Below are 23,787 nucleotides of genomic sequence, written 5' to 3' on the forward strand. Positions count from 1 at the left end.
GGCGGATGCGTTTTGCCGGTGGGAAACGCGCCCGCACCGGAACTCCGCGCGCCCCTGCCGCGTTTCCTTTCCAACCCCTTCGGAAAGGAGCATACCATGTTCGACCGACTGACGGCCTTTCTCACCCCGCTCTGGGTGCTGTCCATCGCGGGGGCGATCGTGATCGTGGGTCTCGCGCTCGGCTTCATGACATGGCTGACCTTCGTGGTCGCCGGCATCGTCGGGCTCGTCGGTATTCCGCTCGCCATGTGGAATGCCAAGAAGATCCGGCGCGACGATCCGAACTGGCGCAAGGATCGGCCCGCCGGGGGCAAGGTCCTCTGACCGCCTCCCGCCGACCGCGCCCGCCGCGCAGGCCCGCACAGGAAACGCCCGCCGGTCCGGCGGGCGTTTGCGTTGGCGGAGGGCGGGGGATCACATGCCCGATTGCGCCTCGCGGCTTTCCTGCGACAGGGCGCTGCCGGCATGCGAGATGTCCTGACCGGCGCCTTCGACGGTTTCACAGGCGGCGAGGCCGAAAAGCATCAGTCCGATCACGAGAACACGTTTCATATCAGTCTCCTTTTTCCAAACTTCGCTCGCTCAACGCTCCGGCCGCGCAGGCGGTTCCCCCGGTCGGGCTGCCCGACGGATGTCCGCCGCTTGTCCGACAGCCCGTTTGATGCCGATCAAGGCGGCCGGTCCGGCCTCCGGTAAGATCACATGCGCGTGTACGCATGTGAGGAGGACGTCATGGGACGGTTCGCAAGTCGGGTTTTCGCAGTGGCCTTGAGCGTGCTGATGGCTGTGGGCGTGGTGACCGCGCTCGCCATGGGCAAGGCCATTCTCCAGCCGCTCCTGATCGCGACGGGGATCGGATTTCTTCTTGTCATTGCAGCGGTTTGGGCCGCCTCGGAACCGGAGGTGTGAGGCGGGGCGGGCGGGGAGCCCGCCGGTTCAGCGCGCCGCCTCCACCGTCTCCATCCAGGTCCGGCAGGCCGCCTCGAATTCGCGGGGCTTCTCGGCATGGAGCCAATGGCCCGCGCCGGGAATGGAGGCGAATTTCGCCTTCGGAAACAGGGCTTTGGCGCGATCCCTGTGGTCGCGCTCGACATAGGTGCTCTCGCCCCCGGACAGGAAGAAGGCCGGCCCCCCGAACGTGCCGGAGACCTCGGGAAAGGCGACGATCTTCGGCATCTCCGCCTCCAGCACATCGAGGTTGAGGAGCCATCTTTTCTCTTTTACCACAAGGCTTTGCAGCAGGAACGCCCGCACGCCGGCATCGAGCACCTCACGGGCGAGCTGCCGGTCGGCATCCGAGCGTTTCTCCACCTTCGACAGGTTGAGCCCGCGCATCGCGTGGATGAGCGGCGTGTTGTCGTGGCTGTAGCTGACGGGGGAAATATCCGCCACGATCAGGGACTTGAGGAGCTGCGGGCGGGTGAGGGCAAGAACCATCGCGGCCTTACCGCCCATCGAATGCCCCATGACGTGACAGGGGCCGTGGTCGGCCACCAGCGGCTCCAGCACCTCGGCCAGATCGCCCGCCATGTCGGGATAGCTCTGGGTCGGGAAGCGCGGGCTCTCGCCGTGGTTGCGCATGTCGACCGCGGCCACAAGCCGTTGATCGGAAAGGCGTTTGGAGATCACGCCCCAGTTGCGGGCGGACCCGAACAGGCCATGGACGATGAGGAGCGGCGGGCGGTCGGTGGGCTGACCGATAAACACGGTGTTGAGCATGGGTCAGAGATAGCCGCTTGGCCCGCCCGGTCAAAGCCCCTAAAACAGCCGTATGGAAACGTCGATTTCGCACAGGGCAGAGGAACTGAACGCGCTGATGCGCGACCGTCTCGGTGTGAAGCTCGGGGACGGGTTCGAAGCGAGGCTCGCGAAGGCCGGGCGCCGCCTGCCGCGCTGGGCGCGGCGCGACGGGCGCGTGATCGCCGAAGCCCTCGGCATGGAAACCCATCCGAAGCTCGCACAACAGATCGACCGGGCAAGGGTCGACAAGGCTTTGAAGAACCTTCGGTATTTCCTGATGCGGCAGAATCCGCGCCTGCGCGTGCGCAACCGGGTTCTCGACATCATCACCGGCATCGCCTTCGCGCTTTTCGTGACCGGGGCGCTGGTGTTGACGGTGCTGGTCTGGCGGGGTCTCGTCTGACGAAAAAGGGGCCCGGAGGCCCCTTCGCGTGACGCGCGCCGCGTCTCAGAGGGTGGGGTAGAGCGGGAATTTGCCGCACAGCGCCTCGACCTCCGCCTTCACCTTTGCCTCGACCGCGTCGTTGCCGTCGGCGCCATGCGCGGCGAGCCCGTCGACCACTTCGACGATCCAGTCCGCGATCTGGCGGAATTCCGCCTCACCGAAGCCGCGCGTCGTGCCGGCCGGCGTGCCGAGGCGGACGCCCGAGGTGACCATCGGCGGCTCCGGGTCGAAGGGAATGCCGTTCTTGTTGCAGGTGATATGCGCACGCTCGAGCGCCTTCTCGGTGTCGTTGCCCTTCACGCCCTTGGGGCGCAGGTCGACGAGCAGGACATGGGTATCCGTGCCGCCGGTGACGATGTCGAGCCCGCCCTTCATGAGCTGGTCGGAGAGCGCCTGGGCGTTCTTCACCACCTGGGCGGCATAGGATTTGAATTCCGGGCGCAGCGCCTCGCCGAAGGCCACCGCCTTGGCGGCGATCACATGCATGAGCGGACCGCCCTGGATGCCGGGGAAGATGGCGGAATTCACCTTCTTCGCGATCTCGGCGTCGTTGGTGAGGATCATGCCGCCGCGCGGGCCGCGCAGGGTCTTGTGGGTGGTGGTGGTGACCACGTCGGCATGGGGGAAGGGCGAGGGATGCGCACCGCCCGCGACGAGCCCGGCGAAATGCGCCATGTCCACCATCAGCCAGGCGCCGACGCTGTCGGCAATCTCGCGGAATTTCGCAAAGTCGATCTGGCGCGGGATGGCGGAGCCGCCGGCGATGATGAGTTTCGGCTTGTGCTCGCGCGCAAGCTCGGCCACCGCGTCGTAGTCGATGCGCTGGTCCTGCTGGCGCACGCCGTATTGCACGGCGTTGAACCATTTGCCGGACTGGTTGACATGCGCGCCGTGGGTGAGGTGGCCGCCGGAGGCGAGGTTCATGCCGAGGATCGTGTCGCCGGGTTGCAGCAGCGCATTGAACACGCCCTGGTTGGCCTGCGAGCCGGAATTCGGCTGGACATTCGCGTATTTGCAGCCGAACAGCTCCTTCGCGCGGTCGCGGGCGAGGTTTTCGGTGATGTCGACGAACTGGCAGCCGCCGTAGTAGCGGCGTCCCGGATAGCCCTCGGCATATTTGTTGGTCAGAACCGAGCCCTGCGCCTCCATCACGGCGGCGGAGACGATGTTTTCCGAGGCGATCAGCTCGATCTCGTGGCGCTGACGGCCAAGCTCCTGGGTGATCGACGAAAACAGCTCTGGATCGCGCTCGGCGAGGGCTTCGGTGAAGAACCCGGAATCGCGGACATTGGCGGTCATGCTTTGCTCCTTGGCAGCCATGGGAGTGTCGCGCGTGTCTTAGCCATTCCGTCACATTTGGAAAACCCTTATCCGTCGCATAATGATGTTGAAACGCCGCGGGCGCCGTTTCCTGCGGGGACCGCGGTTTCCGATCCGCGCCATGGCGGCGCGATGGGTGCCGCGGCGGGCGTTTCCGCGCCACGGGGAGGGGCTGTGCGAAAACGCGTGAAATCGCCCCGAGGCTTTGATAACGGAGGAACGGTCCGCAGAGGACGGCAGAGAACGAGCAGGATCGGACATGGTCAGGATCGCCTTCACCGCGAGCGACGCGCAGATCGCGCAACGCGCCCTCGAACGCCTGAACGCGCGCTATGCGCATGTGCCGCTCGAGGAGGCGGAGGTGATCGTGGCGCTCGGCGGCGACGGGTTCATGCTCCAGACGCTGCACGGCACGATGCATCTCGATACCCCGGTCTACGGCATGAACTGCGGCACGGTCGGCTTTCTCATGAACGCCTTTCACGAGGAGGCGCTGGTCGAACGGCTGCGCGCCGCCGAGGAGGAGGTGATCAACCCGCTCTCGATGGTGGCCGAAGGCGTCGACGGGCAGATGCAGCGCGCGCTTGCGATCAACGAGGTGTCGCTGCTGCGCGCCGGCCCGCAGGCGGCGAAGCTGCGCGTCTCGGTCGACGGCAAGGTGCGGATGGAGGAGCTTGTCTGCGACGGCGTCCTCGTGGCGACGCCGGCGGGATCGACGGCCTATAACTACTCGGCGCGCGGGCCGATCCTTCCCATCGGCTCCGACGTCCTGGCGCTGACCGCCATGGCCGCCTTTCGCCCCCGCCGCTGGCGCGGGGCGCTCCTGCCGAAAAGCGCGAAGGTGCGGTTCGAGGTGCTCGAACCGGCGAAGAGGCCGGTCATGGCGGATGCCGACAGCCGCCACGCCGGGAACGTGCTCTGGGTCGAGATCGCCTCCGAGCCGAAGGTGAAGCATCGCATCCTGTTCGATCCCGGTCACGGTCTCGAGGAGCGGCTCCTGCGCGAGCAATTCGTCTAGCGGTGAGGATTGCGGGAGCTGCGCACCGGCTGTCCCCAGCTCTCGAGCTTGCGATAGAGCGTGGAGGGCGAGACGCCGAGCGCGCAGGCCGCGGTGGGGATGGATCCCTTGGCCCGGTCGATCGCCGCCTCGATCGCGGCGCGTTCGATCGCGGCGAGCGTGCGCCCCGCGAAAGGATCCTGGTCGCGCTCCGTCACGGCGGATGCGGGGACCGCACCGCCGGACATGTTGTCCCGCAGGTAGAGCGGCAGGTCGGGGAGTTCGACGACCGGGCCGTCGTGCAGCAGGACGATGTTCCACAGGACGTTCATCAGCTCGCGCAGGTTGCCCGGCCAGCGGTAGTCGAGGAAGGCCGCCTTCACCTCTGCCGACAGCGTCCGGAACTGGCGTCCCTCCTGCGCGCAGAGCCGGTCGAGCTCGATCTCCGCGATCTCGATCACGTCGAGCCCCCGTTCGCGCAGCGGCGGCAGGTGGATCGGCAGCACGTTGAGCCGGTAGAACAGGTCCGGCCGGAACTGTTTCGCCTCGACCATCTCGCGGGGATTGACGGTGCTGGTGCAGATCAGGCGGAAATCCACGGGCCGGCCGGTGACCGCGCCGACGGGCGTGACCGTTCCCGACTGGATGAGGTGCAGCAGGCGCGCCTGCATCGGCGGCGAGAGCGCGCAGATCTCGTCGAGCAGGAGCGTGCCGCCATTGGCGCGTTCCACGGCGCCGACCCCATCCTGTCCGCCCTGGCCGCCGATCGCGCCCATCAGCTCGGTCTCGATCGTGTCGGGCGCGGCCGTCGAACAGTCGAAGGTGACGAAGGGCCCGTCGCGGAAGCCGGATTGCGCGTGGATCGCCCCGGCGGACTTGGCCTTTCCGGTGCCGCTTTCGCCGGTGATGAAGACCGGCGCGGCGGAGCCCGCGACGGAGGAGAGCGTGGCGCAGATGTCCCGTATGATCCGTGACGCGCTCGCATGCCCGTCGAAGCCGTGGATCGTCGGCCGGGCGGGAGGAGCGGCGGTCTCGCTGACGCCGTGCCCGGAGAGCGCATTGGCGACGGTGGAGAGCAGCTGGTCCGGTTCGACTGGCTTGACGAGGAAATCGACCGCGCCGCCGCGCATCGCCGCGACCGCGCGGTCGACGGAGGCAAAGGCGGTGACGGCGATCGGCTTGACTGCGGGATCGTGATCCCTGATCTGGCGGATCAGTTCTATGCCGTCGCCATCCGGCAGGACGATGTCGATGAGCGCGATCGCCGGTCTGTGGGATTCGGCGAGGGTCCGGCCCTCTTCCCGCGAGCGCGCCGCGAGCACCGAATATCCTCCCGCCTGAAGCGTCGCGGTGAAAAGGCTCCGATGCGTATCGACATCATCAACGATCAAAATCTGTCTTTGCGACATTTGGGGTAATCTCACTGTCCAAAAGTTTAATTATCGAGATTTGAATATCTGAAACATCTTGGCGGAGTCGGCGCAGCAGCGCAATCATCTCTTCCGCGGGCAATTGATCGGCCTGCTCCGACAGCCGTGCGGCCCGCTCCTGCGGGGCGCGCGCATAGGCCGTGGCGAACAGGCCAGCGAGCGCATGGGCGGCATGACGGAGCCGGGCGCGGCTCTGCGGTGTCGGCTCGTGATCGAGCATGTCGCCGATCTGGCCGAGATACCGGTCGAAATCTTGGTGGAGCCGCGACAGGAAATCGCGTGTGAAATCGGGCGGCAGCTTGCGCATCAGGGCCTCGAGGCCCTGCGGCGGGACGGGATCGGCTGCGTGGGCCGGGGGCGCGGCATGGTCGAGGCCGAGCGCGGCGCGGACGGTGCGGTCGATGCGCTCGAGCGGGGGATAGGGCTTGCTCAGGATGTCATGGACGCCGAGGGCGCGGATCGCGGCGATGCTGGGGGCGAAGACATGCGAGGTCACGGCGATGATCGGCGGCAGGGGACGGCCGAGCCGCTTCAGCGTCGAGATGAGCTGCATTCCCGACATCAGCGGAAGTTCGATGTCGAGAAAGAGGATGTCGATGTCGGCATCCGCGGCGGAGAGGATGTCGAGCGCGACGGAGCCGTCGCCCGCCTCGATCACCTCGAGCCCCAGGGTCTCGAGGTCGTGGCGCAGTTCGAAGCGCAGGGCGGGGCTGTCCTCGACGAGGAGCGCGCGATGGCCGCGCGGCAGCCGGTCGAGCCGCCGGGACGCGGGGCTGCGCTTGAGCGGCAGGCTCAGCCGGGCCTCCGCCCCGCCCTCGGGCGGGTTGTGCAGGAGCAGCGTCCCGCCGAGGCGCATCACCGCGTCCTGCGCCACCCGCAGCCCGAAGCCGGAGCCGGGCTCGCCCGAGCCGATGGGAATGGGGCTGTTCTCGCGATCCTCCCGGAGGACATGGGCCGGATAGCCCGGACCGGAATCGCGGATCCGGAACACCATCTCCTCCTCGCGGTTGCGGCATTGCCGGTCGATCCGGATGAGGATCTCGCCGGGGCCGGCGTGGAACAGCGCGTTGGACACGAGGTTGGAGAGCACCCGCTCGAGGGCGAGCACATCGAGCTCCGCCGCCTCGGGAAGGGTCTCCTCGCCCTCGAGCCGCAGGGTCGAGCCGAGCTGTGCCGTGATCCGCTTCCACCGCTGCACGAGGCCGGTCAGGGTGCGGCGGGGATTGGCGACGGTCCTCGGCGCGGCGAGTTGCAGGTGGTCGTCGAAGACGAGCTGCGACACCTCGTTGAGCAGGCGGCCGAGATGCGCCCCGGCATGGATGAGCCGTGACACGTCCATCCGCACGGGCAGCGGCATCGCCGACTGGTCGAGGGTCGTCAGGCCGCTTTGCAATTCGGCGAAGACGCTGCGGATGTCGTGGGACAGAAGGGATATTCGACCTGCGTCTTCGATCAGAAGCGACTGGTGGCTGCGAGCCCCTGCTTTACCCATGCGCGATTTGCCCCTGTATGCGCCCGATACATGATGCTCCGGGCGGAAACGCGACCCCTGCGGGGCCGCGTCCCCCCTCCGAAACCCCACGCTTAATTTTTTAACCAACCGCGAGGTTTCGGATAGTGCTTTTTTGAATAAAATTCATTCTTTCGCGTAGCCGAGCCCCTGGAGCGCGGCCCGGATCTCGTCGAGGATGGCCGGATCGTCGATCGTCGCGGGCAACTTGAACGGCTGGCCGTCGGCGATCTTCACCATCGTGCCGCGCAGGATCTTGCCCGAGCGGGTCTTTGGCAGGCGGTCGACCACGCAGGCGAGCTTGAAGGCCGCGACCGGCCCGATCTCGTTGCGCACGTCGCGCACGACTTCGCTCACGATCTCGGCATGGTCGCGGTCGCAGCCCTTGTTGAGGCACAGGAAGCCGAGCGGCATCTGGCCCTTGAGCTCGTCGGCGACACCGATCACGGCGCATTCGGCGACGTCGGGATGGGCGGCGAGCACCTCTTCCATCGCGCCGGTGGACAGCCGGTGGCCGGCCACGTTGATCACGTCGTCGGTGCGGGCCATGATGTAGAAATATCCGTCCTCGTCCTTGATCCCCGCATCGCCCGTCTCGTAATAGCCGGGGAAGGTGTCGAGATAGGACTTGCGGAACCTGGCCTCGGCATTCCAGAGGCCCTGAAGCGTGCCCGGCGGCAGCGGCAGCCTGATCGCGATCGCGCCGAGTTCGCCGTTTTCCACGGGATGACCCGCCTCGTCGAGGATGTCGATCTCGTACCCCGGCATGGCGACGGAGGGGGAGCCGATCTTCACCGGAAGTTCCTCGATCCCGATGGGGTTGGCGGCGATGGCCCAGCCGGTTTCCGTCTGCCACCAGTGGTCGATCACCGGCACGTTGAGGTGTTGCTGCGCCCATTTGATCGTGTCGGGATCGGCGCGTTCGCCGGCGAGGAAGAGCGCCTGGAGATCGTGCAGCCTGTAGCGCTTGATCCATTCGCCCTTCGGATCCTCCCGCTTGATCGCGCGCAGGGCGGTGGGGGCGGTGAAGAAGGATTTGACGCGGTGGTTCTGGATGATCCGCCAGAAGACGCCGGCATGGGGCGTGCCCACCGGCTTGCCCTCGAAGACGATGGTCTGCGCGCCCTTGATGAGCGGGGCGTAGCAGATATAGCTGTGGCCGACGACCCAGCCCACGTCCGAGGCCGCCCAGAACCGGTCGCCCGGCTCGATGTTGTAGATGTTCTTCATCGTCCAGTTGAGCGCCACGAGGTGACCGCCCGTCGCCCGCACCACGCCCTTGGGCTGGCCCGTCGTGCCGGAGGTGTAGAGGATATAGGCCGGATGATTGCCCTCTACCGGAACGCAATCGGCGGGTTTCACGCCGTACTGGAAGCCGTGCCAGTTGAAGTCGCGACCCTCGATGAGTTTCGCCACCTCCTGTTCGCGCTGGAAGATCACGCAGAATTCGGGCTTGTGTCCGGCCATCTCGATGGCCTGATCGAGGAGCGGCTTGTAATGCACCACGCGGTTCGGTTCGAGGCCGCTTGAGGCGGCGATGATCGCCTTCGGGGTGCAGTCGTCGATGCGCACCGCGAGTTCATGAGCCGCGAAGCCACCGAAGACGACCGAGTGGATCGCGCCGATCCGGGCGCAGGCGAGCATGGCCTCGAGCGCCTCGGGGATCATCGGCATGTAGATGATGACGCGGTCGCCCTTTTCCACGCCGCGCATCTTGAGCGCGCCGGCGAGCGAGGCGACGCGGGTCTGAAGTTCCCGGTAGGTGATGCCCTTGGTCGCGTGGGTGATCGGGCTTTCGTGCATGATCGCCAGTTCGTCGCCACGCCCGGCTTCGACATGACGGTCCACCGCGTTGTAGCAGGTGTTGGTCAGCCCGTCGGAAAACCACTCGTAGATCGGGGCCTTGTCGTCGAACAGGGCTTTCGACGGTTTCCGATACCAATGAACCTCTTCCGCGGCCTCCATCCAGAATTTGTCCGGATCGGCTTTCCAGCCTTCATAAACGTCCTGGTAAGTCACTCGCTGCATCCTCCTCACTGACACCTCGTGATGGTCCCTGTCAGTGATTCCCCGCAAGGCGGGTCGTCTGCGGTGGAATGTCACTGCCGCCGGAAAGGCGGGCCGGGCGGGCTTCGGCAGCGTTGTTATCAGAGAGAGATGCGAATGTTTACATAAATTTCGCAAACACCCCTGAATAAGTAATTTGCAAACATTCCCGATGACGGGGCTTGTTGCAAACATCTTTGCGCCGCCGACCGGGGGGCCGGTGGCGCGGAAGGGCGCAGGGGGCGTGTGGGAGGAGATGGCAGGAAACGGGCGCCCGGAGGCGCCCGCGTTCAGCCGTAATGCGCGACCGGCGTGCCGGCGATGGCGGACATGTTCAACAGCCCGCGCGAGGTGATCGAGGGGGTGACGATATGCGCGCGGTTGGCCATGCCCATGAGGATCGGACCGACCTCGAGCCCGCCGCCCTTCGTCTTCAGGATGTTGCGCACGCCGGAGGCGGCATCGGCAATCGCGAAGACCAGCGCGTTGGCCGGGCCCTCGAGGCGGGAATGCGGGAAGTTGCGCGCGCGCAGGTCGGGGGTGAGGGCACTGTCGATGTGCATCTCGCCCTCATAGGCGAAATCGCGCGGCTGGCTGTCGAGGATCTCCAGCGCGGCGCGCATGTTGCGGCCGGTCATGCAGTTCAGGTTGCCGAATTCGGAATGCGAACAGAGCGCGATATTGGGCACGACGCCGAAGCGGCGCACATGGCGTGCCGTGGCGACGACCGTCTCCGCGATCTGTTCCGGCGTCGGCTCGGTATGGACATGGGTGTCGGCGACGAAGAGCGGCCCGTCCTCGAGGATCATCAGCGACAGCGCGCCGATCGGCTGGTGCTCCCGCGTGCCGAGGATCTGGGTCACGTAGTTGAGATGCCACAGATATTGCCCGAAGGTGCCGCAGATCATGCTGTCGGCATGGTCCTGATGCACCATGATCGCGCCGATCGCCGTGGTGTTGGTGCGCAGGATCGCCTTGGCGAGGTCGGGGGTGATCCCCTTGCGCGCCATCAGGCTGTAATAGGCCTGCCAGTATTGCCGATAGCGGCTGTCGTTTTCCGGGTTCACCACCTCGAAATCGGCGCCGGGGCGGATTTTCACGCCGGCGCGTTCCGCACGCATCGCGATCACCTCGGGGCGGCCGATCAGGATCGGCTTGTCGGTGGTTTCCTCGATCATGCCCTGTGCCGCGCGCAGCACGCGCTCGTCCTCGCCCTCGGCAAAGGCGATGCGGCGCTCCGCCTGGCTCGCCGCGGCAAAGACCGGGCGCATGATGAGCGCGGACTTGAACACGGACTGGTCGAGGCTGTCCTTGTAGGCTTTCGCGTCCGGCAGCGGCTTTGTCGCCACGCCGCTTTCCGTCGCGGCCTTCGCCACCGCGGAGGCGACGACCCCCATGAGGCGCGGGTCGAAGGGTTTCGGGATCAGGTAGTCGGGGCCGAAATCCATGCGCTCGTCCTGATAGGCGGCGGCCACTTCGGCGGCGGTGGTGGCACGGGCGAGCGCGGCGATGCCCTCGATGCAGCCGATCTGCATCGCGTCGTTGATCTCCGTCGCGCCAACGTCGAGCGCGCCGCGGAAGATGAAGGGGAAGCAGAGCACGTTGTTGACCTGGTTGGGATAATCCGACCGGCCCGTGGCGATGATCGCATCGGGGGCGACCGCCTTCACCTCGTCGGGCATGATCTCCGGCGTCGGGTTGGCGAGGGCAAAGATGACCGGCTGTTTCGCCATCTTCTTCACCATCTCGGGCCGGAGCACACCGGGGCCGGAGAGGCCGAGGAACATGTCCGCGCCCTCGATCGCCTCCTCGAGCGTGCGCAGGTCGGTCTTTTGCGCGAAGGCCGCCTTTTGCGGCGTCATGTCCTCCGCGCGGCCCTCATGCACCAGCCCGTGAATGTCGCAGAGCCAGACGTTTTCCCGCTTCACCCCGAGTTTCAGCAGCATGTTGAGACAGGCGATCCCCGCCGCCCCGCCGCCGGTGGAGACGAGCTTGATCTCCTCGAACCGCTTGCCGGTGACCCGCATCGCGTTCAGCGCCGCGGCGCCCACGACGATGGCGGTGCCGTGCTGGTCGTCGTGGAAGACGGGAATGTTCATCCGCGCGCGGCAGATCTGTTCGACGATGAAGCAGTCCGGCGCCTTGATGTCCTCGAGGTTGATCGCGCCGAAGGTCGGTTCGAGCGCGCAGACGATGTCGGCAAGCTTCTCCGGGTCGCTTTCGTTCACCTCGATGTCGAAACAGTCGATATTCGCGAATTTCTTGAAGAGGACGGCCTTGCCCTCCATCACCGGTTTCGAGGCCGCCGCGCCGATATTGCCGAGCCCGAGCACGGCTGTGCCGTTGGAGACGACGGCGACGAGATTGCCGCGGGCGGTGTAGCGGGCGGCGGTGGCCGGGTCGTCGCGGATCTCGAGGCAGGCCTCGGCGACGCCGGGGCTGTAGGCGCGGGCGAGGTCGCGGCCGTTCGCCATCGGCTTGGTGGCGCGGATCTCGAGTTTGCCCGGTTTCGGGAACTCGTGATAATCGAGCGCCGCTTTCCTCAGGCTGTCGTTGCGGATATCTTCTGCCATGCGTTCCGTCCCTCTTCGATCCGTGCGTCCGCGATATTGTTTAGGGCTAAACTATAGTCTTCGCGGCCCTGCCTGCCCTTGCCTCTACGCCTGCCGCAGGGTTTCAGGCAAGCGCTCTTTGCGCTCCGCGCGTCAAACAAATGCGATGACGGTGAAAGACTGCGCTTTTTTGCCGGGTTGCGCCAGTGCCGCGGCGGAAAGCTCCGCGAGCGGCCCGGAGCGGGAGCAACGCGCTTGCATCTTTCGCGGCGCGCGCGCAGTTTTGACTGAACAGTCGAATTCCGGCTCCAACAGGTTCGGGGGAAAGATGTCGCTGATCGACGATGCGAAGGCGGCCCAGGCCAGGGCCTATGCGCCCTATTCCAATTTCCGGGTCGGCGCCGCGATCCGCGCGAAGAGCGGGCATGTCTATACCGGCGTGAATGTCGAGAATGTCGCCTATCCCGAAGGCACCTGTGCCGAGGCCGGGGCGATCGCCGCCATGGTGCTCGGCGGCGACAGGGAGATCGCGGAGGTGGTGGTGATCGGCGACAGCGACGCGCCGGTGCCGCCCTGCGGGGGATGCCGCCAGAAGATCCGGGAATTCGCCGGTCCCGACGTGTGCGTGACGATGGTTTCGCGCACGGGCGACACGCGGACGATGACGGTGGCCGAGCTTCTGCCCGGTGCCTTCACCACCGATCACATGGGATGAGCGGATGGATGCCCGCGACGTCATCGAAGGAGTGAGGGACCGGCGACCGCTCGGCGCGGAGGCGCTTGGCTGGTTCGCGCGCGGGCTCGCCTCGGGCGAGGTCACGGACGCGCAGGCCGGTGCCTTTGCCATGGCCGCGCTGCTGAACGGCATGGCCGACGAGGAGCGGGTCGCCTTCACCCTCGCCATGCGCGACAGCGGGGAGGTGATGCGCTGGGACCTGCCGGCGCCGGCGATCGACAAGCATTCGACCGGCGGTGTGGGCGACTGTGTCTCGCTCCTGCTCGCGCCGGCCCTGGCCGCGCTGGGCTGCTATGTTCCGATGGTGTCCGGGCGGGGCCTCGGTCACACCGGCGGCACGCTTGACAAGCTCGAATCCATTCCCGGACTGAAGACCGAGGTCGGCGAGGCGCGCTTTCGCGAGATCGTCGAGCAGGTCGGCTGTGCCATCGTCTCGGCCACCGGCGCGATCGCGCCCGCCGACAAGCGCCTCTATGCGATCCGCGACGTGACGGGCACGGTGGAGAGCATCGACCTCATCACCGCGTCGATCCTGTCGAAGAAGCTTGCCGCCGGTTTGGAGGCGCTCGTGCTGGACGTCAAGTGCGGCTCCGGGGCCTTCATGACCACGCGCGAAGAGGCCGCGGCCCTTGCGCAGAGCCTCGTGCGGACGGCGACCGGGGCGGGATGCAGGGCCTCGGCGCTCGTCACCGACATGAACGGACCGCTTTGCCCGGCGATGGGCAATGCGCTTGAGGTCATGGCGGTGATGGAGGCGCTGACGACAGGGGAGATCGACAACCGCCTCTGCGACGTGACCTGCGCGCTGGGCGGCGAGCTCATGGTGCTGTCCGGCATGGCGGAGGATGTCGACCAGGCGACATGGGCCCTGCGTGAGGCGCTGGGCGACGGGCATGCGGCGGAGCGGTTCGGCCGGATGGTCGCGGAACTGGGCGGTCCGGCGGATTTCGTGGACAACTGGCGCGACCGTCTGCCCTCGGCGCCGGTGGTGCGCGATGTCACCGCGCGTGAGGCGGGATATGTCGCGCAGATGGACGGCCACGCGCTCGGCATGGCGGTGGTGCATCTGGGCGGCGGGCGGCGCCGGGGCGGGGAGAAGATCGACGCCGCCGTGGGCGTGTCGAATTGCTGCGAGATCGGCGAATGGCTGGCCGAGGACAGCCTGATCGCGACGATCCATGCGCGCACGACAGAGGCGGCCGACAGGGCGGAGGCGGAGCTGCGCGCCGCGATCCGGCTGGCGGAGGCGGCGCCCGACGAACCGCCGCTGATCTACGAAAGGATTGGGGCATGAGCCGCGCATTTCTGATCGTCATGGATTCCGTGGGCCTCGGCGGGGCGCCGGATGCGGATGCGTTTTTCAACGACGGCAGGCCGGATACGGGGGCGAACACCATCGCCCATATCGCCCAGGCCTGTGCGGAGGGGCGCGCCGAGAAGGGGCGCACGGGCCCGCTGCGCCTGCCGCATCTCGATGCGCTGGGGCTCGGGGCGGCGATGGCGCATGCAAGCTCCGACCCCGCACCGGGGCTCGAGGCGGCGCCGGAAGGGATCTACGGCGTCGCGGCGGAGATCTCGCCAGGAAAGGACACGCCTTCGGGCCATTGGGAGCTTGCGGGCGTTCCGGTGCCCTGGGACTGGCATTATTTCCCGAACGAGCAGCCCGCTTTCCCGAAAGACCTGATGGCGCGCGCCGCCGAGCTCTGCGGCGCGGGGGGCACGCTCGCGAATTGCCATGCCTCGGGAACGGAGATCATCGAACGGTTCGGGGCGGAGCACATCAGGTCCGGCTGGCCGATCTGTTACACCTCCGCCGACAGCGTGTTCCAGATCGCCGCGCATGAGGCGCATTTCGGGCTCGACCGGCTTCTGAAGCTCTGCGAGGATCTCGCGCCCACGCTGCACGCGATGAAGGTCGGCCGCGTCATCGCCCGGCCCTTCGTGGGGACGCCGGAGGCAGGCTTCACCCGCACCGGCAACCGCCATGACTATGCCATCGCCCCCCCGGCGCCGACGATCTGCGACTGGGCGAAGGCGGCGGGGCGCAGGGTTCATGCCGTTGGCAAGATCGGGGACATCTTTTCGATGCAGGGCATAGACGAGGTGCGCAAGGGCACGGACGCGGTGCTCTTCGACCACCTCTGCGACCTGATGGAGACGGCGCCGGACGGCTCCTTCACCTTCGCCAATTTCGTGGAGTTCGACAGTCTCTATGGCCACCGCCGGGACGTGTCCGGCTATGCGCGCCACCTCGAATGGTTCGACGCCCAGATCGGCCGGCTCTATGCGCGGGCGCGGGAGGGGGATCTGCTGATCTTCACCGCGGACCACGGCAACGATCCGACATGGAGCGGGACGGATCACACGCGCGAAATGGTGCCGGTTCTGGGATATGGGCGGGGGCTGAAGCCGTTGGGGCGGGTGGCCTTCGCGGATGTCGCCGCCTCGCTCGCCGACCATCTCGGTATCGAGAGCCACGGGCCGGGGAGGTCCTTCCTGTGAGCGTTGCGGACCTGCCGAAGATCGAGCTTCACATGCATATCGAGGGCGCGATGCCGCCCGCCTTTGCCCGTGGACTGGCGCAGGAGAAGAAGATCGACATTTCCGGCATCTTCGCCGGGGACGGATCCTACAGGTACCGCGATTTCCGCGATTTCCTGAGGGTCTACGAGGCGGCGACGCAGGTCTTGCAGACGCCGCAGGATTATTACCGCCTGACCCGCGCCGTGCTGGAGGAAAGCGCGGCCTCGAACGTCGTCTACACGGAGAGCTTCCTCGCCCCCGATTTCTGCGGGGGAGGAGACGTTACGGCGTGGCGCGACTATCTGGGCGCGATCGAACAGGCGGCCGCGGAGATGGAGCGCGAGGCGGGGATCGTGATGCGCGCGATCCCGACCGCGGTGCGCCACTTCGGCCCGGAACAGGCGAAGCGGACGGCGCGCTGCGCGCAGGAAACGGCGGGGCGGTTCGTGACCGGCTTCGGCATGGGCGGGGACGAGGCGATGGGGCGGCAGGGCGATTTCGCCTATGCCTTCGACATGGCGCGGGAGGCGGGGCTCCGGCTCACCAGCCACGCGGGCGAATGGGGCGGGCCGGAGAGCGTGCGCGAGGCGATCCGCGACCTGCGCGTCGCGCGGATCGGCCACGGTGTGCGGGCGATCGAGGATCCGGCGCTCGTCGAGGAGATCGCGGAGGCGGGGATCGTGCTCGAGGTCTGTCCCGGTTCGAACGTGGCGCTGGGGGTCTGCCGGTCGCTGGCGCGGCATCCGATTGCCGATCTGCGCCGGCGCGGGGTGAAGGTCACGGTCTCGACCGACGACCCGCCCTTCTTCCACAGCACGATGCGCCGGGAATTCAACGACCTGTCGGAGGTCTTCGGCTGGGAGGCCGGGGATTTCGACGCCCTCAACGAGACCGCGCTGGAGGCGGCCTTTTGTGACGATGCGACCCGCGAGGCCGTCGCCAAGAAACTGGAGCGAGACGATGCTTGACCACCTCACCGTTGTGACTCATCCGCTGGTGCAGCACAAACTGACCATCATGCGCGACAAGGAGACCTCCACCGCGGTCTTCCGCCAGCTCCTGCGGGAGATTTCGCTGCTGCTCGCCTATGAGATCACCCGCGAACTCGACATGACGGAAAAGACCGTCGAGACGCCGATCCAGACCATGCAGGCGCCGACGCTCGACGGCAAGAAACTCGCGCTGATCTCCATCCTGCGCGCCGGCAACGGGTTGCTCGACGGCATTCTCGAACTCGTGCCCTCGGCCCGCGTCGGTTTCGTCGGGCTCTATCGCGACGAGAAGACGCTCGAGCCGGTCGAATATTATTTCAAGGTGCCCGAGGACCTCGGCGACCGGCTGGTGATCGCGGTCGATCCGATGCTCGCCACCGGCAATTCTTCCGTCGCGGCGCTTGACAGGCTCAAGCAGGCCGGGGCGAAGAATATCCGCTTTCTCTGTCTCCTGGCCGCTCCCGAAGGGGTGAAACGCATGGCCGAAGCCCATCCCGACGTCCCGATCGTCACAGCAGCAGTAGACGAAAAGCTCAACGAGCATGGATATATTGTTCCGGGGCTAGGGGATGCGGGTGACCGCCTGTTCGGCACAAAATAACGGATTTTTCTCTTAACAGCGATTCGGTTCTGAGGTAGTCTCTTCGACAATTCCGTCTGTGGGGACAGTTCATGCCGGCAACGAAGACGATATCCCTTGTGGCTCTCGTGGCGATGATGGGGCTGGCGGGCATCGGAGGGGCGGCGGCCCAGTCCTCGGACGAACCCGCCGAATTTCCGCCCGCCTCCTATACCGGTCTGCAATATGTCGACAGTCGGGGCTGTGCCTATGTGCGCACCGGGACAGGGGATGCGGTGCACTGGGTGCCGCGGGTGAGCCGTGACCGGCGGGTGCTCTGCGGCTTCAAGCCGACGCTCGTCGCGGGCGGGGAGGCGTTGCCGGTCATCCCCGATCCGGCTCCTGCGCCGCAGCCTGCGGCCCCCGTTTCCACTGTCGCCGATGCGTCCAGGACGGCACCGGAGCGTCCGGGCGGCACCCTTCGCGCCTCCGCCCCGGCGCCGCAGCCCGCCGCCCCGGCGGTCGCGACGCCCGCACCGCCACGCATCACGGCCGCTGCGGCGGCGCCGAGACCGGCGCTCCCTCCGCTCGAGACGCTGGCCGGGAAAACCGTGGGCGAACGCGGCTGCGTCGCGCGGCTCGATGCCGGGCGGCTGGTGTGCGAGACGGAGGAGGTCCGATATATCCTGAAACGCCTGCCGGCGGGCGTCACGGTGCGCACTGCCGATGGCGGGCGGCTGACCACGACCGAGCCGACGCTCGTGCGTGTGGCGGTTGCGCAGGCGCCGGTCGTCGCGCCGCAGCCGGCGGCCGAACCCCTTGCCCTCGCGAGCGTGGAAGCCGCGGAGGCGCAATGCGCCGCGCTCGGGGCCGCGGCGGCGCAATACATGAACACGAACGGCCGCTACAAGGTCCGCTGCGGACCCCAGTCGGTCCACCCCTCCGCCTATATCCGGGCGCACAGCCCGGTGGAGGTCGGGCGCCTGTCGAGCGCTGGCCGGTACGTGTTGCCGAACCCGGTTCCCGTGACGGTGCCGGCGGGCTATTCGCCGGCCTGGGCAGATGGGCGCCTCAACCCCCATCGTGGACCGCGCACGGCCCATGGCGATGCGGAACAGGCGCGGATCTGGTCGCAGACAACGCCGGCACACGATCTCTACCTGCCGCGCAAGCGCAGCTTCTTCGAATGGCTCTTCGGCCTTCCCGCACGGCCGCGCACCACGCTTGTCTACGCCTCGACAGCCGAGGCGGGGGACGCCGCCACGCGCGTGTCCACGAAATCCGTTGCACCGATCCGCACGCCTCTCCAGGGGCAGACCGGGCTCGCGCAACCGAAGGCGGCGCCGGACGGCGTGCGCTACGTCCAGGCCGGCGCTTTTGCCGAGCCTGCCAATGCCGAGCGCACGATCGCGCGCCTTTCGGCCCTGGGCTTTCCGGTGTCCTCGCAGATGGTGCGGAGCGGCGGGAAACCCGTGAAGATTGTTCTGGCCGGTCCTTTCGCCCGGCCCGAGCAGACGCTGTCCGCCTTGGCGCAGGTCCGCGGGGCCGGCTACGGGGACGCATTCGCACGCAAGTAGCGTTGAGTTAACGAGGCAGAACAACAAAAAGAAACCCTCGCATCCGGCGGGGGATTTCTTTTTTCAGGGCAGGCTCAACCGCCGCAGATCCCCTGCAACGCCACCCAGTCGCCGTCAGACAGGACCGGGCGGGACGTCTCGATCCGCAGGCCGTCGGCCTCGATGAGCGCGAGGGTGGACTGGCCGGTGATGTCGCGTGCATAGGCATAGGGGGCGCTGTGCACCTCGGTGCGCGCGAAACGGGAGATCAGCGCATCGGTGTCCGGCGTCGCGAGCGGCGCGGTCAGAAGGCTTTCGGCATGGGCGTCGAGCACCTCGGGGGAGATATGTCCCGTGGTCAGGAGCCGCAGCGTGGCGAAGAGGCCCGCCTCCTGCAACAGCCGTTCGAGCGGGTCTTCCTCTGCGGCGCGCTGGATCTCCGCCAGGACATAGCCCGCCGTCACGTCCGGATCCTCGTGATCCTCGACCACGGCGCGGTTCAGCAGGACGATCCGGCCCGGCAGGTGCTGGCTCACCGCGACCCCGCTGCGCAATACGACGATCTGGCCGCCGCCGCCGGTGAACAGCCGCGCGCGCAGCCGGTCGAGCGCGCGGGCGCCCTGTGCGGTCTCGCAACTCTCGCCCGACAGGCGCTTCATCCGCGCCAGCAGCCCGGCGCCGACCTCGGCGCGCGTCACCGCGGGGACGATGGTCACCGCCTGCCGGATCAGCGCGTCGGGCAGCCACAGGACGGCGAGCGCCACCAGGCCCGCCGCCACCGCGCCAAGCATCGCAGCGCGCAGGCGGCCGTGGCGCGGCCCGCCCCGGTCGATGGCCCGCCGGATCCGCGTGATCGCGTCGATCATCAGATCGTCCTCGATCTCGATCTGCTCGTCGGTGTCGGGGGCGGGGCTGTAGATCGCGGGCAGTTCGCCGGCCGGACTGATCCGGCTCACCGCCGGGAGCGACCAATGGGTCAGCGCGCCGCCGTTCAGGTCGCTCAGCGTCAGCGTCGCCTCGCCCACCGAGACGATCACCTCGACGCGCTGGGTCTGCCCCTCCGGTCGCCAGAGCGCCGTGGCTTCGAGCCGTTCGAATTCGGTGAGCGCGATCATGCGCGGGCTGCTCTTTTCTTGCCTGTCCGAAGGACAATCTATCGCGGATTGCCGGGGGCGACAATCGCTGCGCGAGGGGGTAGGGTCGGGGCATGATCATCTCCCACGGACGCCGCTACATCTTTGTCCATATTCCGAAAACCGGGGGCACCGCCCTGTCCGCGGCGCTCGAGGCGCGCGCGATGGCCGATGACATCCTGATCGGCGATACGCCGAAGGCGGTGAAGCGGCGGGGACGGGTCAAGGGATTGTCCGCCGCAGGGCGGTTGTGGAAGCATGCGCAGCTTCGCGACATCGAGGGGCTGGTGGCGCCGGAGGCATTCGGGGACTATTTCGTCTTCACCCTCGTGCGCAATCCATGGGACCGGACCGTGTCCTATTACCGCTGGCTGCGGGCGCAGAGCTGGGATCATCCGGCGGTGCGCCTCGCGAAGGCGACCGCGTTCACCGATTTCCTGAACGCGCCGGAGACGCTGCGGGCGCTGTCGGTGCCCTACCGCGCCTATCTCAGCGACGGACGGGGGGCGGAGCGTGCCACGCTCTATGCCCGGCTCGAGGCGCTGGAGGCGGATCTCGCCCCGCTCTGGACGCATCTCGGTTTCGACCTCTCGCCCGTCGAGGCGCGCAACCGATCCGATCGGGAGGCCGATTTCCGCCGCTACTATTCCGACCGGGATGCGGAGACCGTGGCGCGGATCGCGGCCGAGGATATCGCGCGGTTCGGCTACGCCTTCGCGCCCTTCACGCCGGAGCGGTAGACCGCCGCCGAACGAAAAGGCCCTCCCCCGGCAGGGGAGGGCCCGGAGCATGTCGCGCGCGAGCGCGATCAGGCGGCCTTGCTGTCCACGCCCGTGCCGAAGCGGCCGTAGAAGGTCTCGCCACTGGCCGCCATCTCGCGCAGCAGTTTCGGGGTTTCGAACCGCGGGCCATGGGTGGCGGCGAGCTTGTCGCAGATATCCGCCGCCCGTGCCGCGCCCATGATGTCGAGCCAGCTGAACGGCCCGCCCGACCACGGGGCGAATCCCCAGCCGAGGATCGCGCCCACGTCGCCCTCGCGAATGTCGGTCAGAACGCCCTGTTCGAGCGCCCGCACCGCCTCGAGCACCTGTGCCATCATCAGGCGCTGCTGCACCTCGTCGAGTTCGGGTTGCACATCGGCGGTCGGGAATTCATCGGTGAAGCCGTGCCAGAGCCCCTGGCGCTTGCCCTTCCCGTCATAGTCGTAGAAGCCCTTTCCGGCCTTCTTGCCGAGCCGCCCCTTATCGGCCATCCAGAAGATCACCTCATCCACGGCGGTGTCGGGATAGTCGTCGCCCAGGGCCGCGCGCGTCGCCTTCGCAATCTTCACGCCGAGGTCGATGGAGGTCTCGTCGATGAGTTGCAGCGGGCCGAGCGGGAAGCCCAGAAGCTTCGCGCCATTCTCGATCAGCGGCAGCTCCACCCCTTCGGCGGCGAGGCGCACACCCTCGTTGATATAGGGAATGATGCAGCGGTTGGCGTAGAAGAAGCGCGCATCGTTCACAACGATCGGCGTCTTGCGGATCTGACGCACGTAGTCGAGCGCCTTCGCCACGGCGACATCGCCGGTTTTCCTGCCCTTGATGATTTCGACGAGGAGCATCTTGTCCACGGGGGAGAAGAAATGGATGCCGATGAACCGCTCCGGGCGCGCGGAGGCCTTCGCCAGCTCGGTGATCGGCAGGGTCGAGGTGTTGGAGGCGAAGATGCAGTCCTCGCCCACGATCGCCTCGACCTTCTGCATCATCTCGGCCTTCACGGCCATGTCCTCGAACACCGCTTCGACGATGAGATCGCAGCCCGCCAGCGCCGCGAGATCCGTCGTCGCGGTGATGCGCGAGAGCACCTCTTCCTTCTTCTCCGGCGTCACCTTCTTGCGGCTGATGCCCTTGTCGAGAATGCCCTCGGAATAGGATTTGCCCTTGTCCGCGGCCTCCTGCTTCTGGTCGATCAGCACGACCTCGATGCCCGCGTTGGCGGAGACATAGGCAATGCCCGCGCCCATCATGCCGGCGCCGAGCACGCCGACCTTCTTCACGGTCTGGTCCGCGACGTCAGGCCGGTTCGCCCCTTTCTCGAGCGCCTCCTTGTTGATGAAGAGCGAGCGGATCATCGCGGAGGAGGAGGGGTTCATCAGCACATGGGTGAACCAGCGCGCCTCGATCCTCAGCGCGGTGTCGAAGGGCACCATGGCGCCTTCGTAGACCGCGGAGAGCAGGGCCTTCGCCGCCGGATACACGCCTTGCGTGCTGCCGTTGACCATGGCGGAGGCGCCGACGAAGGTCATGAAACCCGCCGGATGATAGGGCGCGCCGCCAGGCATCTTCCAGCCCTTCTGGTCCCAGGGCTTCACGAGGTCGGCGTCCTTCGCGGTCAGAACCCACTCCTTCGCTTTCGCGAGAAGCGCCTCGGCGGGAACGATCTCGTGGACGAGGCCCGCGCCCTTCGCCTGTGCCGGGTCCATCATCTTGCCCTCGAGCAGGATCGGGGCCGCCGCCATCGCGCCGAGGAGGCGCGAGACGCGGGTGGTGCCGCCCATGCCGGGGAAGATGCCGACCTTGATCTCCGGCAGGCCGATCTTTGCCTTCGGCGTGTCGGCGGCGAAGATGCGGTGGCACGAGAGCGGCAGCTCCAGCCCGATGCCGAGCGCCGTGCCGGGCAGGGCGGCGGCCACGGGCTTGCCGCCCTTGCTGGTCTTCGGGTCCATCCCGGCGCGTTCGAGCTTGCGCAGGATCGCGTGCATGTTCATCAGCCCGTCGAAAAGACCCTTCGCCGGCTCGTCGCCCGCCGCGTCCTTCATCTTCGCGATGATGTTGAGATCCATCCCGCCCGCAAAGCTGTCCTTGCCGGAGGTGATCACGATCCCCTTCACCGCCGCGTCGCCGAGCGCCTTGTCGATACAGGCGTCGAGTTCCGCGATCCCCTCCATCGAGAGGACGTTCATCGACTTGTTCGGGATGTCCCAGGTGATCGTCGCGACGCCGTCCGCGTCCACGTCATAATGAAAATCGGTCATGCCTCTGTCCTCCCCTTACACGCGCTCGATGATCGTGGCCGCGCCCATGCCGGATGCGATGCAGAGCGTGGCAAGCCCGACGCCCTTGCCCGAACGTTCCAGCTCGTCGAGCAGCGTGCCGATGATGATCGCACCGGTCGCGCCGAGCGGATGGCCCATGGCGATGGCGCCGCCGTTGACGTTGACCCTGGAGCTGTCCACGTCGAACGCCTGCATGAAGCGCAGCACGACCGCGGCGAAGGCCTCGTTCACCTCGAACAGGTCGATGTCGGAAATCGACATGCCGCTGTCCTTCAGGATCTTGTCGGTCACCGGCACGGGACCGGTGAGCATGATCGTCGGATCGGTGCCGATCTTCGCCGTCGCGCGGATGCGCGCGCGCGGCGTCAGGCCCCATTTCTCCCCGAACTCCCTGTTGCCGATCAGAACCGCCGCGGCCCCGTCCACGATGCCCGAGGAATTGCCCGCATGGTGGATATGCTCGATCTTCTCGAGATGCGGGTATTTCATCAGCGCCACCTTGTCGAAGCCGGGCATCACCTCGCCCATCTCGCGGAAGGATGCCTTGAGGCTGCCGAGCGCCTGCATGTCGGTGCCCGGACGCATGTATTCGTCATGGTCGAGGATCGGAAGCCCGTTGATATCCGTCACCGGCACGATGGACTTCGCGAAACGCCTGTCCTCCCAGGCCGCGGCGGCGCGTTTCTGGCTTTCGACCGCCAGCGCGTCGGCATCGTCGCGGCTGAACCCGTATTGCGTCGCGATGATATCCGCCGAAATGCCCTGCGGCACGAAATAGGTGGACATCGCGATGGAGGGATCGACCGCGATCGCCGCCCCGTCGGAGCCCATGGCCACACGGCCCATCATCTCCACGCCGCCGGCGATATAGGCCATGCCCGCACCGCCCCGCACCTGGTTGGCGGCGAGGTTCACCGCCTCCATGCCGGAGGCGCAGAAGCGGTTGATCGCCAGCCCCGGAATGCGCTCGTCGAGATCGGAGGCCAGCACCGCGGTGCGCGCAAGGCAGCCGCCCTGCTCGCCGACCTGCGTCACGTTCCCCCAGATCACGTCCTCGACGGCATGCCCGTCGAGATTGTTGCGCTCCTTCACCGCGTTCAGCATCTGCGCGGAGAGGCGCGCGGAGGTCACCTCGTGCAGGCTCCCGTCCTTGCGCCCCTTGCCGCGCGGGCTGCGCAGGGCATCGTAGATATAGGCGTCGGTCATTCTCT

21 protein-coding genes are annotated in these 23,787 nt (G+C 67.2%); 11 read left to right on the forward strand and 10 right to left on the reverse strand.

Annotation, left to right across the window (positions count from 1 at the left end):
* The first annotated feature begins 96 nt into the window (after window positions 1–96).
* Entirely contained in the window at window positions 97–324 is a 228-nt protein-coding gene (locus P73_RS04430; protein WP_043868636.1) for a hypothetical protein, read from the forward strand.
* 90 nt (window positions 325–414) lie between these two features.
* Here P73_RS04430 and P73_RS24745 read toward each other — a convergent pair whose 3' ends face one another.
* Window positions 415–552 (reverse strand): entericidin A/B family lipoprotein, encoded by a 138-nt coding sequence (locus P73_RS24745; RefSeq protein ID WP_074743224.1) that lies wholly within the window; start codon window positions 550–552, stop codon window positions 415–417.
* A gap of 180 nt (window positions 553–732) precedes the next feature.
* On the opposite strand from P73_RS24745, the gene P73_RS25900 reads away from it, so the two are divergent.
* Entirely contained in the window at window positions 733–909 is a 177-nt protein-coding gene (locus P73_RS25900) for a hypothetical protein (protein WP_158401911.1), read from the forward strand.
* 27 nt (window positions 910–936) lie between these two features.
* Here the strand turns inward: P73_RS25900 and P73_RS04435 are convergent, their stop codons facing one another.
* Window positions 937–1,719: an alpha/beta fold hydrolase gene (locus P73_RS04435; RefSeq protein WP_043868637.1), complete on the reverse strand. Its 783-nt coding sequence runs from the start codon at window positions 1,717–1,719 to the stop codon at window positions 937–939.
* A 52-nt stretch (window positions 1,720–1,771) separates the two neighbouring features.
* On the opposite strand from P73_RS04435, the gene P73_RS04440 reads away from it, so the two are divergent.
* Complete coding sequence (locus P73_RS04440) at window positions 1,772–2,143, forward strand: hypothetical protein (protein WP_052453038.1); 372 nt, start codon at window positions 1,772–1,774, stop codon at window positions 2,141–2,143.
* 45 nt (window positions 2,144–2,188) lie between these two features.
* Here P73_RS04440 and glyA read toward each other — a convergent pair whose 3' ends face one another.
* A complete protein-coding gene (gene glyA, locus P73_RS04445; protein ID WP_043868638.1) occupies window positions 2,189–3,484 on the reverse strand; it encodes a serine hydroxymethyltransferase in 1,296 nt (431 codons plus the stop codon).
* A gap of 280 nt (window positions 3,485–3,764) precedes the next feature.
* Here glyA and P73_RS04450 point away from each other — a divergent pair, with 280 nt between their 5' ends.
* Window positions 3,765–4,523 carry an NAD kinase gene (locus tag P73_RS04450; RefSeq protein ID WP_043868639.1) on the forward strand — a complete coding sequence of 253 codons (759 nt, stop codon included), beginning with the start codon at window positions 3,765–3,767 and terminating at the stop codon, window positions 4,521–4,523.
* Here the strand turns inward: P73_RS04450 and P73_RS04455 are convergent.
* From P73_RS04455 to P73_RS04470, 4 genes are all read right to left on the reverse strand, one after another.
* Window positions 4,520–5,893 carry a sigma-54-dependent transcriptional regulator gene (locus tag P73_RS04455; RefSeq protein WP_052453039.1) on the reverse strand — a complete coding sequence of 458 codons (1,374 nt, stop codon included), beginning with the start codon at window positions 5,891–5,893 and terminating at the stop codon, window positions 4,520–4,522. The two genes, P73_RS04450 and P73_RS04455, sit on opposite strands and share 4 nt — an antisense overlap.
* The gene (locus P73_RS04460) at window positions 5,883–7,424 is read right to left on the reverse strand and encodes a hybrid sensor histidine kinase/response regulator (RefSeq protein ID WP_082033116.1); all 1,542 of its coding nucleotides are present in this window, start codon (window positions 7,422–7,424) and stop codon (window positions 5,883–5,885) included. Before P73_RS04460 ends, P73_RS04455 begins: the two co-directional genes overlap by 11 nt.
* Before the next feature lie 144 nt (window positions 7,425–7,568).
* Window positions 7,569–9,461, reverse strand: coding sequence for an AMP-binding protein (locus P73_RS04465; protein ID WP_043868642.1), 1,893 nt, complete (start codon window positions 9,459–9,461; stop codon window positions 7,569–7,571).
* Window positions 9,462–9,778: 317 nt separating this feature from the next.
* Window positions 9,779–12,061 carry an NADP-dependent malic enzyme gene (locus P73_RS04470; RefSeq protein ID WP_043868643.1) on the reverse strand — a complete coding sequence of 761 codons (2,283 nt, stop codon included), beginning with the start codon at window positions 12,059–12,061 and terminating at the stop codon, window positions 9,779–9,781.
* Window positions 12,062–12,368: 307 nt separating this feature from the next.
* On the opposite strand from P73_RS04470, the gene P73_RS04475 reads away from it, so the two are divergent.
* From P73_RS04475 to P73_RS04500, 6 genes are all read left to right on the forward strand, one after another.
* Complete coding sequence (locus P73_RS04475) at window positions 12,369–12,755, forward strand: cytidine deaminase (RefSeq protein WP_043868644.1); 387 nt, start codon at window positions 12,369–12,371, stop codon at window positions 12,753–12,755.
* 4 nt (window positions 12,756–12,759) lie between these two features.
* Window positions 12,760–14,070: a thymidine phosphorylase gene (locus P73_RS04480; RefSeq protein ID WP_043868645.1), complete on the forward strand. Its 1,311-nt coding sequence runs from the start codon at window positions 12,760–12,762 to the stop codon at window positions 14,068–14,070.
* Window positions 14,067–15,278, forward strand: coding sequence for a phosphopentomutase (locus P73_RS26390; RefSeq protein ID WP_043868646.1), 1,212 nt, complete (start codon window positions 14,067–14,069; stop codon window positions 15,276–15,278). The genes P73_RS04480 and P73_RS26390 overlap by 4 nt, the downstream gene beginning before the upstream one ends.
* A gap of 32 nt (window positions 15,279–15,310) precedes the next feature.
* Complete coding sequence (locus P73_RS04490; RefSeq protein WP_043871383.1) at window positions 15,311–16,267, forward strand: adenosine deaminase; 957 nt, start codon at window positions 15,311–15,313, stop codon at window positions 16,265–16,267.
* Window positions 16,260–16,892 carry a uracil phosphoribosyltransferase gene (gene upp / locus P73_RS04495; protein WP_043868647.1) on the forward strand — a complete coding sequence of 211 codons (633 nt, stop codon included), beginning with the start codon at window positions 16,260–16,262 and terminating at the stop codon, window positions 16,890–16,892. The genes P73_RS04490 and upp overlap by 8 nt, the downstream gene beginning before the upstream one ends.
* Window positions 16,893–16,963: 71 nt before the next feature.
* Window positions 16,964–18,427 (forward strand): SPOR domain-containing protein, encoded by a 1,464-nt coding sequence (locus P73_RS04500; protein WP_043868648.1) that lies wholly within the window; start codon window positions 16,964–16,966, stop codon window positions 18,425–18,427.
* 74 nt (window positions 18,428–18,501) lie between these two features.
* On the opposite strand, the gene P73_RS04505 is transcribed toward P73_RS04500, so the two are convergent.
* The gene (locus P73_RS04505) at window positions 18,502–19,521 is read right to left on the reverse strand and encodes a hypothetical protein (RefSeq protein ID WP_043868649.1); all 1,020 of its coding nucleotides are present in this window, start codon (window positions 19,519–19,521) and stop codon (window positions 18,502–18,504) included.
* A gap of 92 nt (window positions 19,522–19,613) precedes the next feature.
* Here P73_RS04505 and P73_RS04510 point away from each other — a divergent pair, with 92 nt between their 5' ends.
* Window positions 19,614–20,279, forward strand: a complete 666-nt coding sequence (locus P73_RS04510; protein ID WP_043868650.1) for a sulfotransferase family 2 domain-containing protein — start codon at window positions 19,614–19,616, stop codon at window positions 20,277–20,279.
* A 68-nt stretch (window positions 20,280–20,347) separates the two neighbouring features.
* Here P73_RS04510 and P73_RS04515 read toward each other — a convergent pair whose 3' ends face one another.
* The gene (locus tag P73_RS04515) at window positions 20,348–22,555 is read right to left on the reverse strand and encodes a 3-hydroxyacyl-CoA dehydrogenase NAD-binding domain-containing protein (RefSeq protein ID WP_043868651.1); all 2,208 of its coding nucleotides are present in this window, start codon (window positions 22,553–22,555) and stop codon (window positions 20,348–20,350) included.
* A 15-nt stretch (window positions 22,556–22,570) separates the two neighbouring features.
* On the reverse strand, window positions 22,571–23,782 hold the full coding sequence (locus tag P73_RS04520; RefSeq protein ID WP_043868652.1) for an acetyl-CoA C-acetyltransferase: 1,212 nt from the start codon (window positions 23,780–23,782) through the stop codon (window positions 22,571–22,573).
* Between the last annotated feature and the right edge of the window lie 5 nt (window positions 23,783–23,787).

This window comes from Celeribacter indicus, assembly GCF_000819565.1.
In the GTDB taxonomy this organism is placed as follows: domain Bacteria; phylum Pseudomonadota; class Alphaproteobacteria; order Rhodobacterales; family Rhodobacteraceae; genus Celeribacter; species Celeribacter indicus.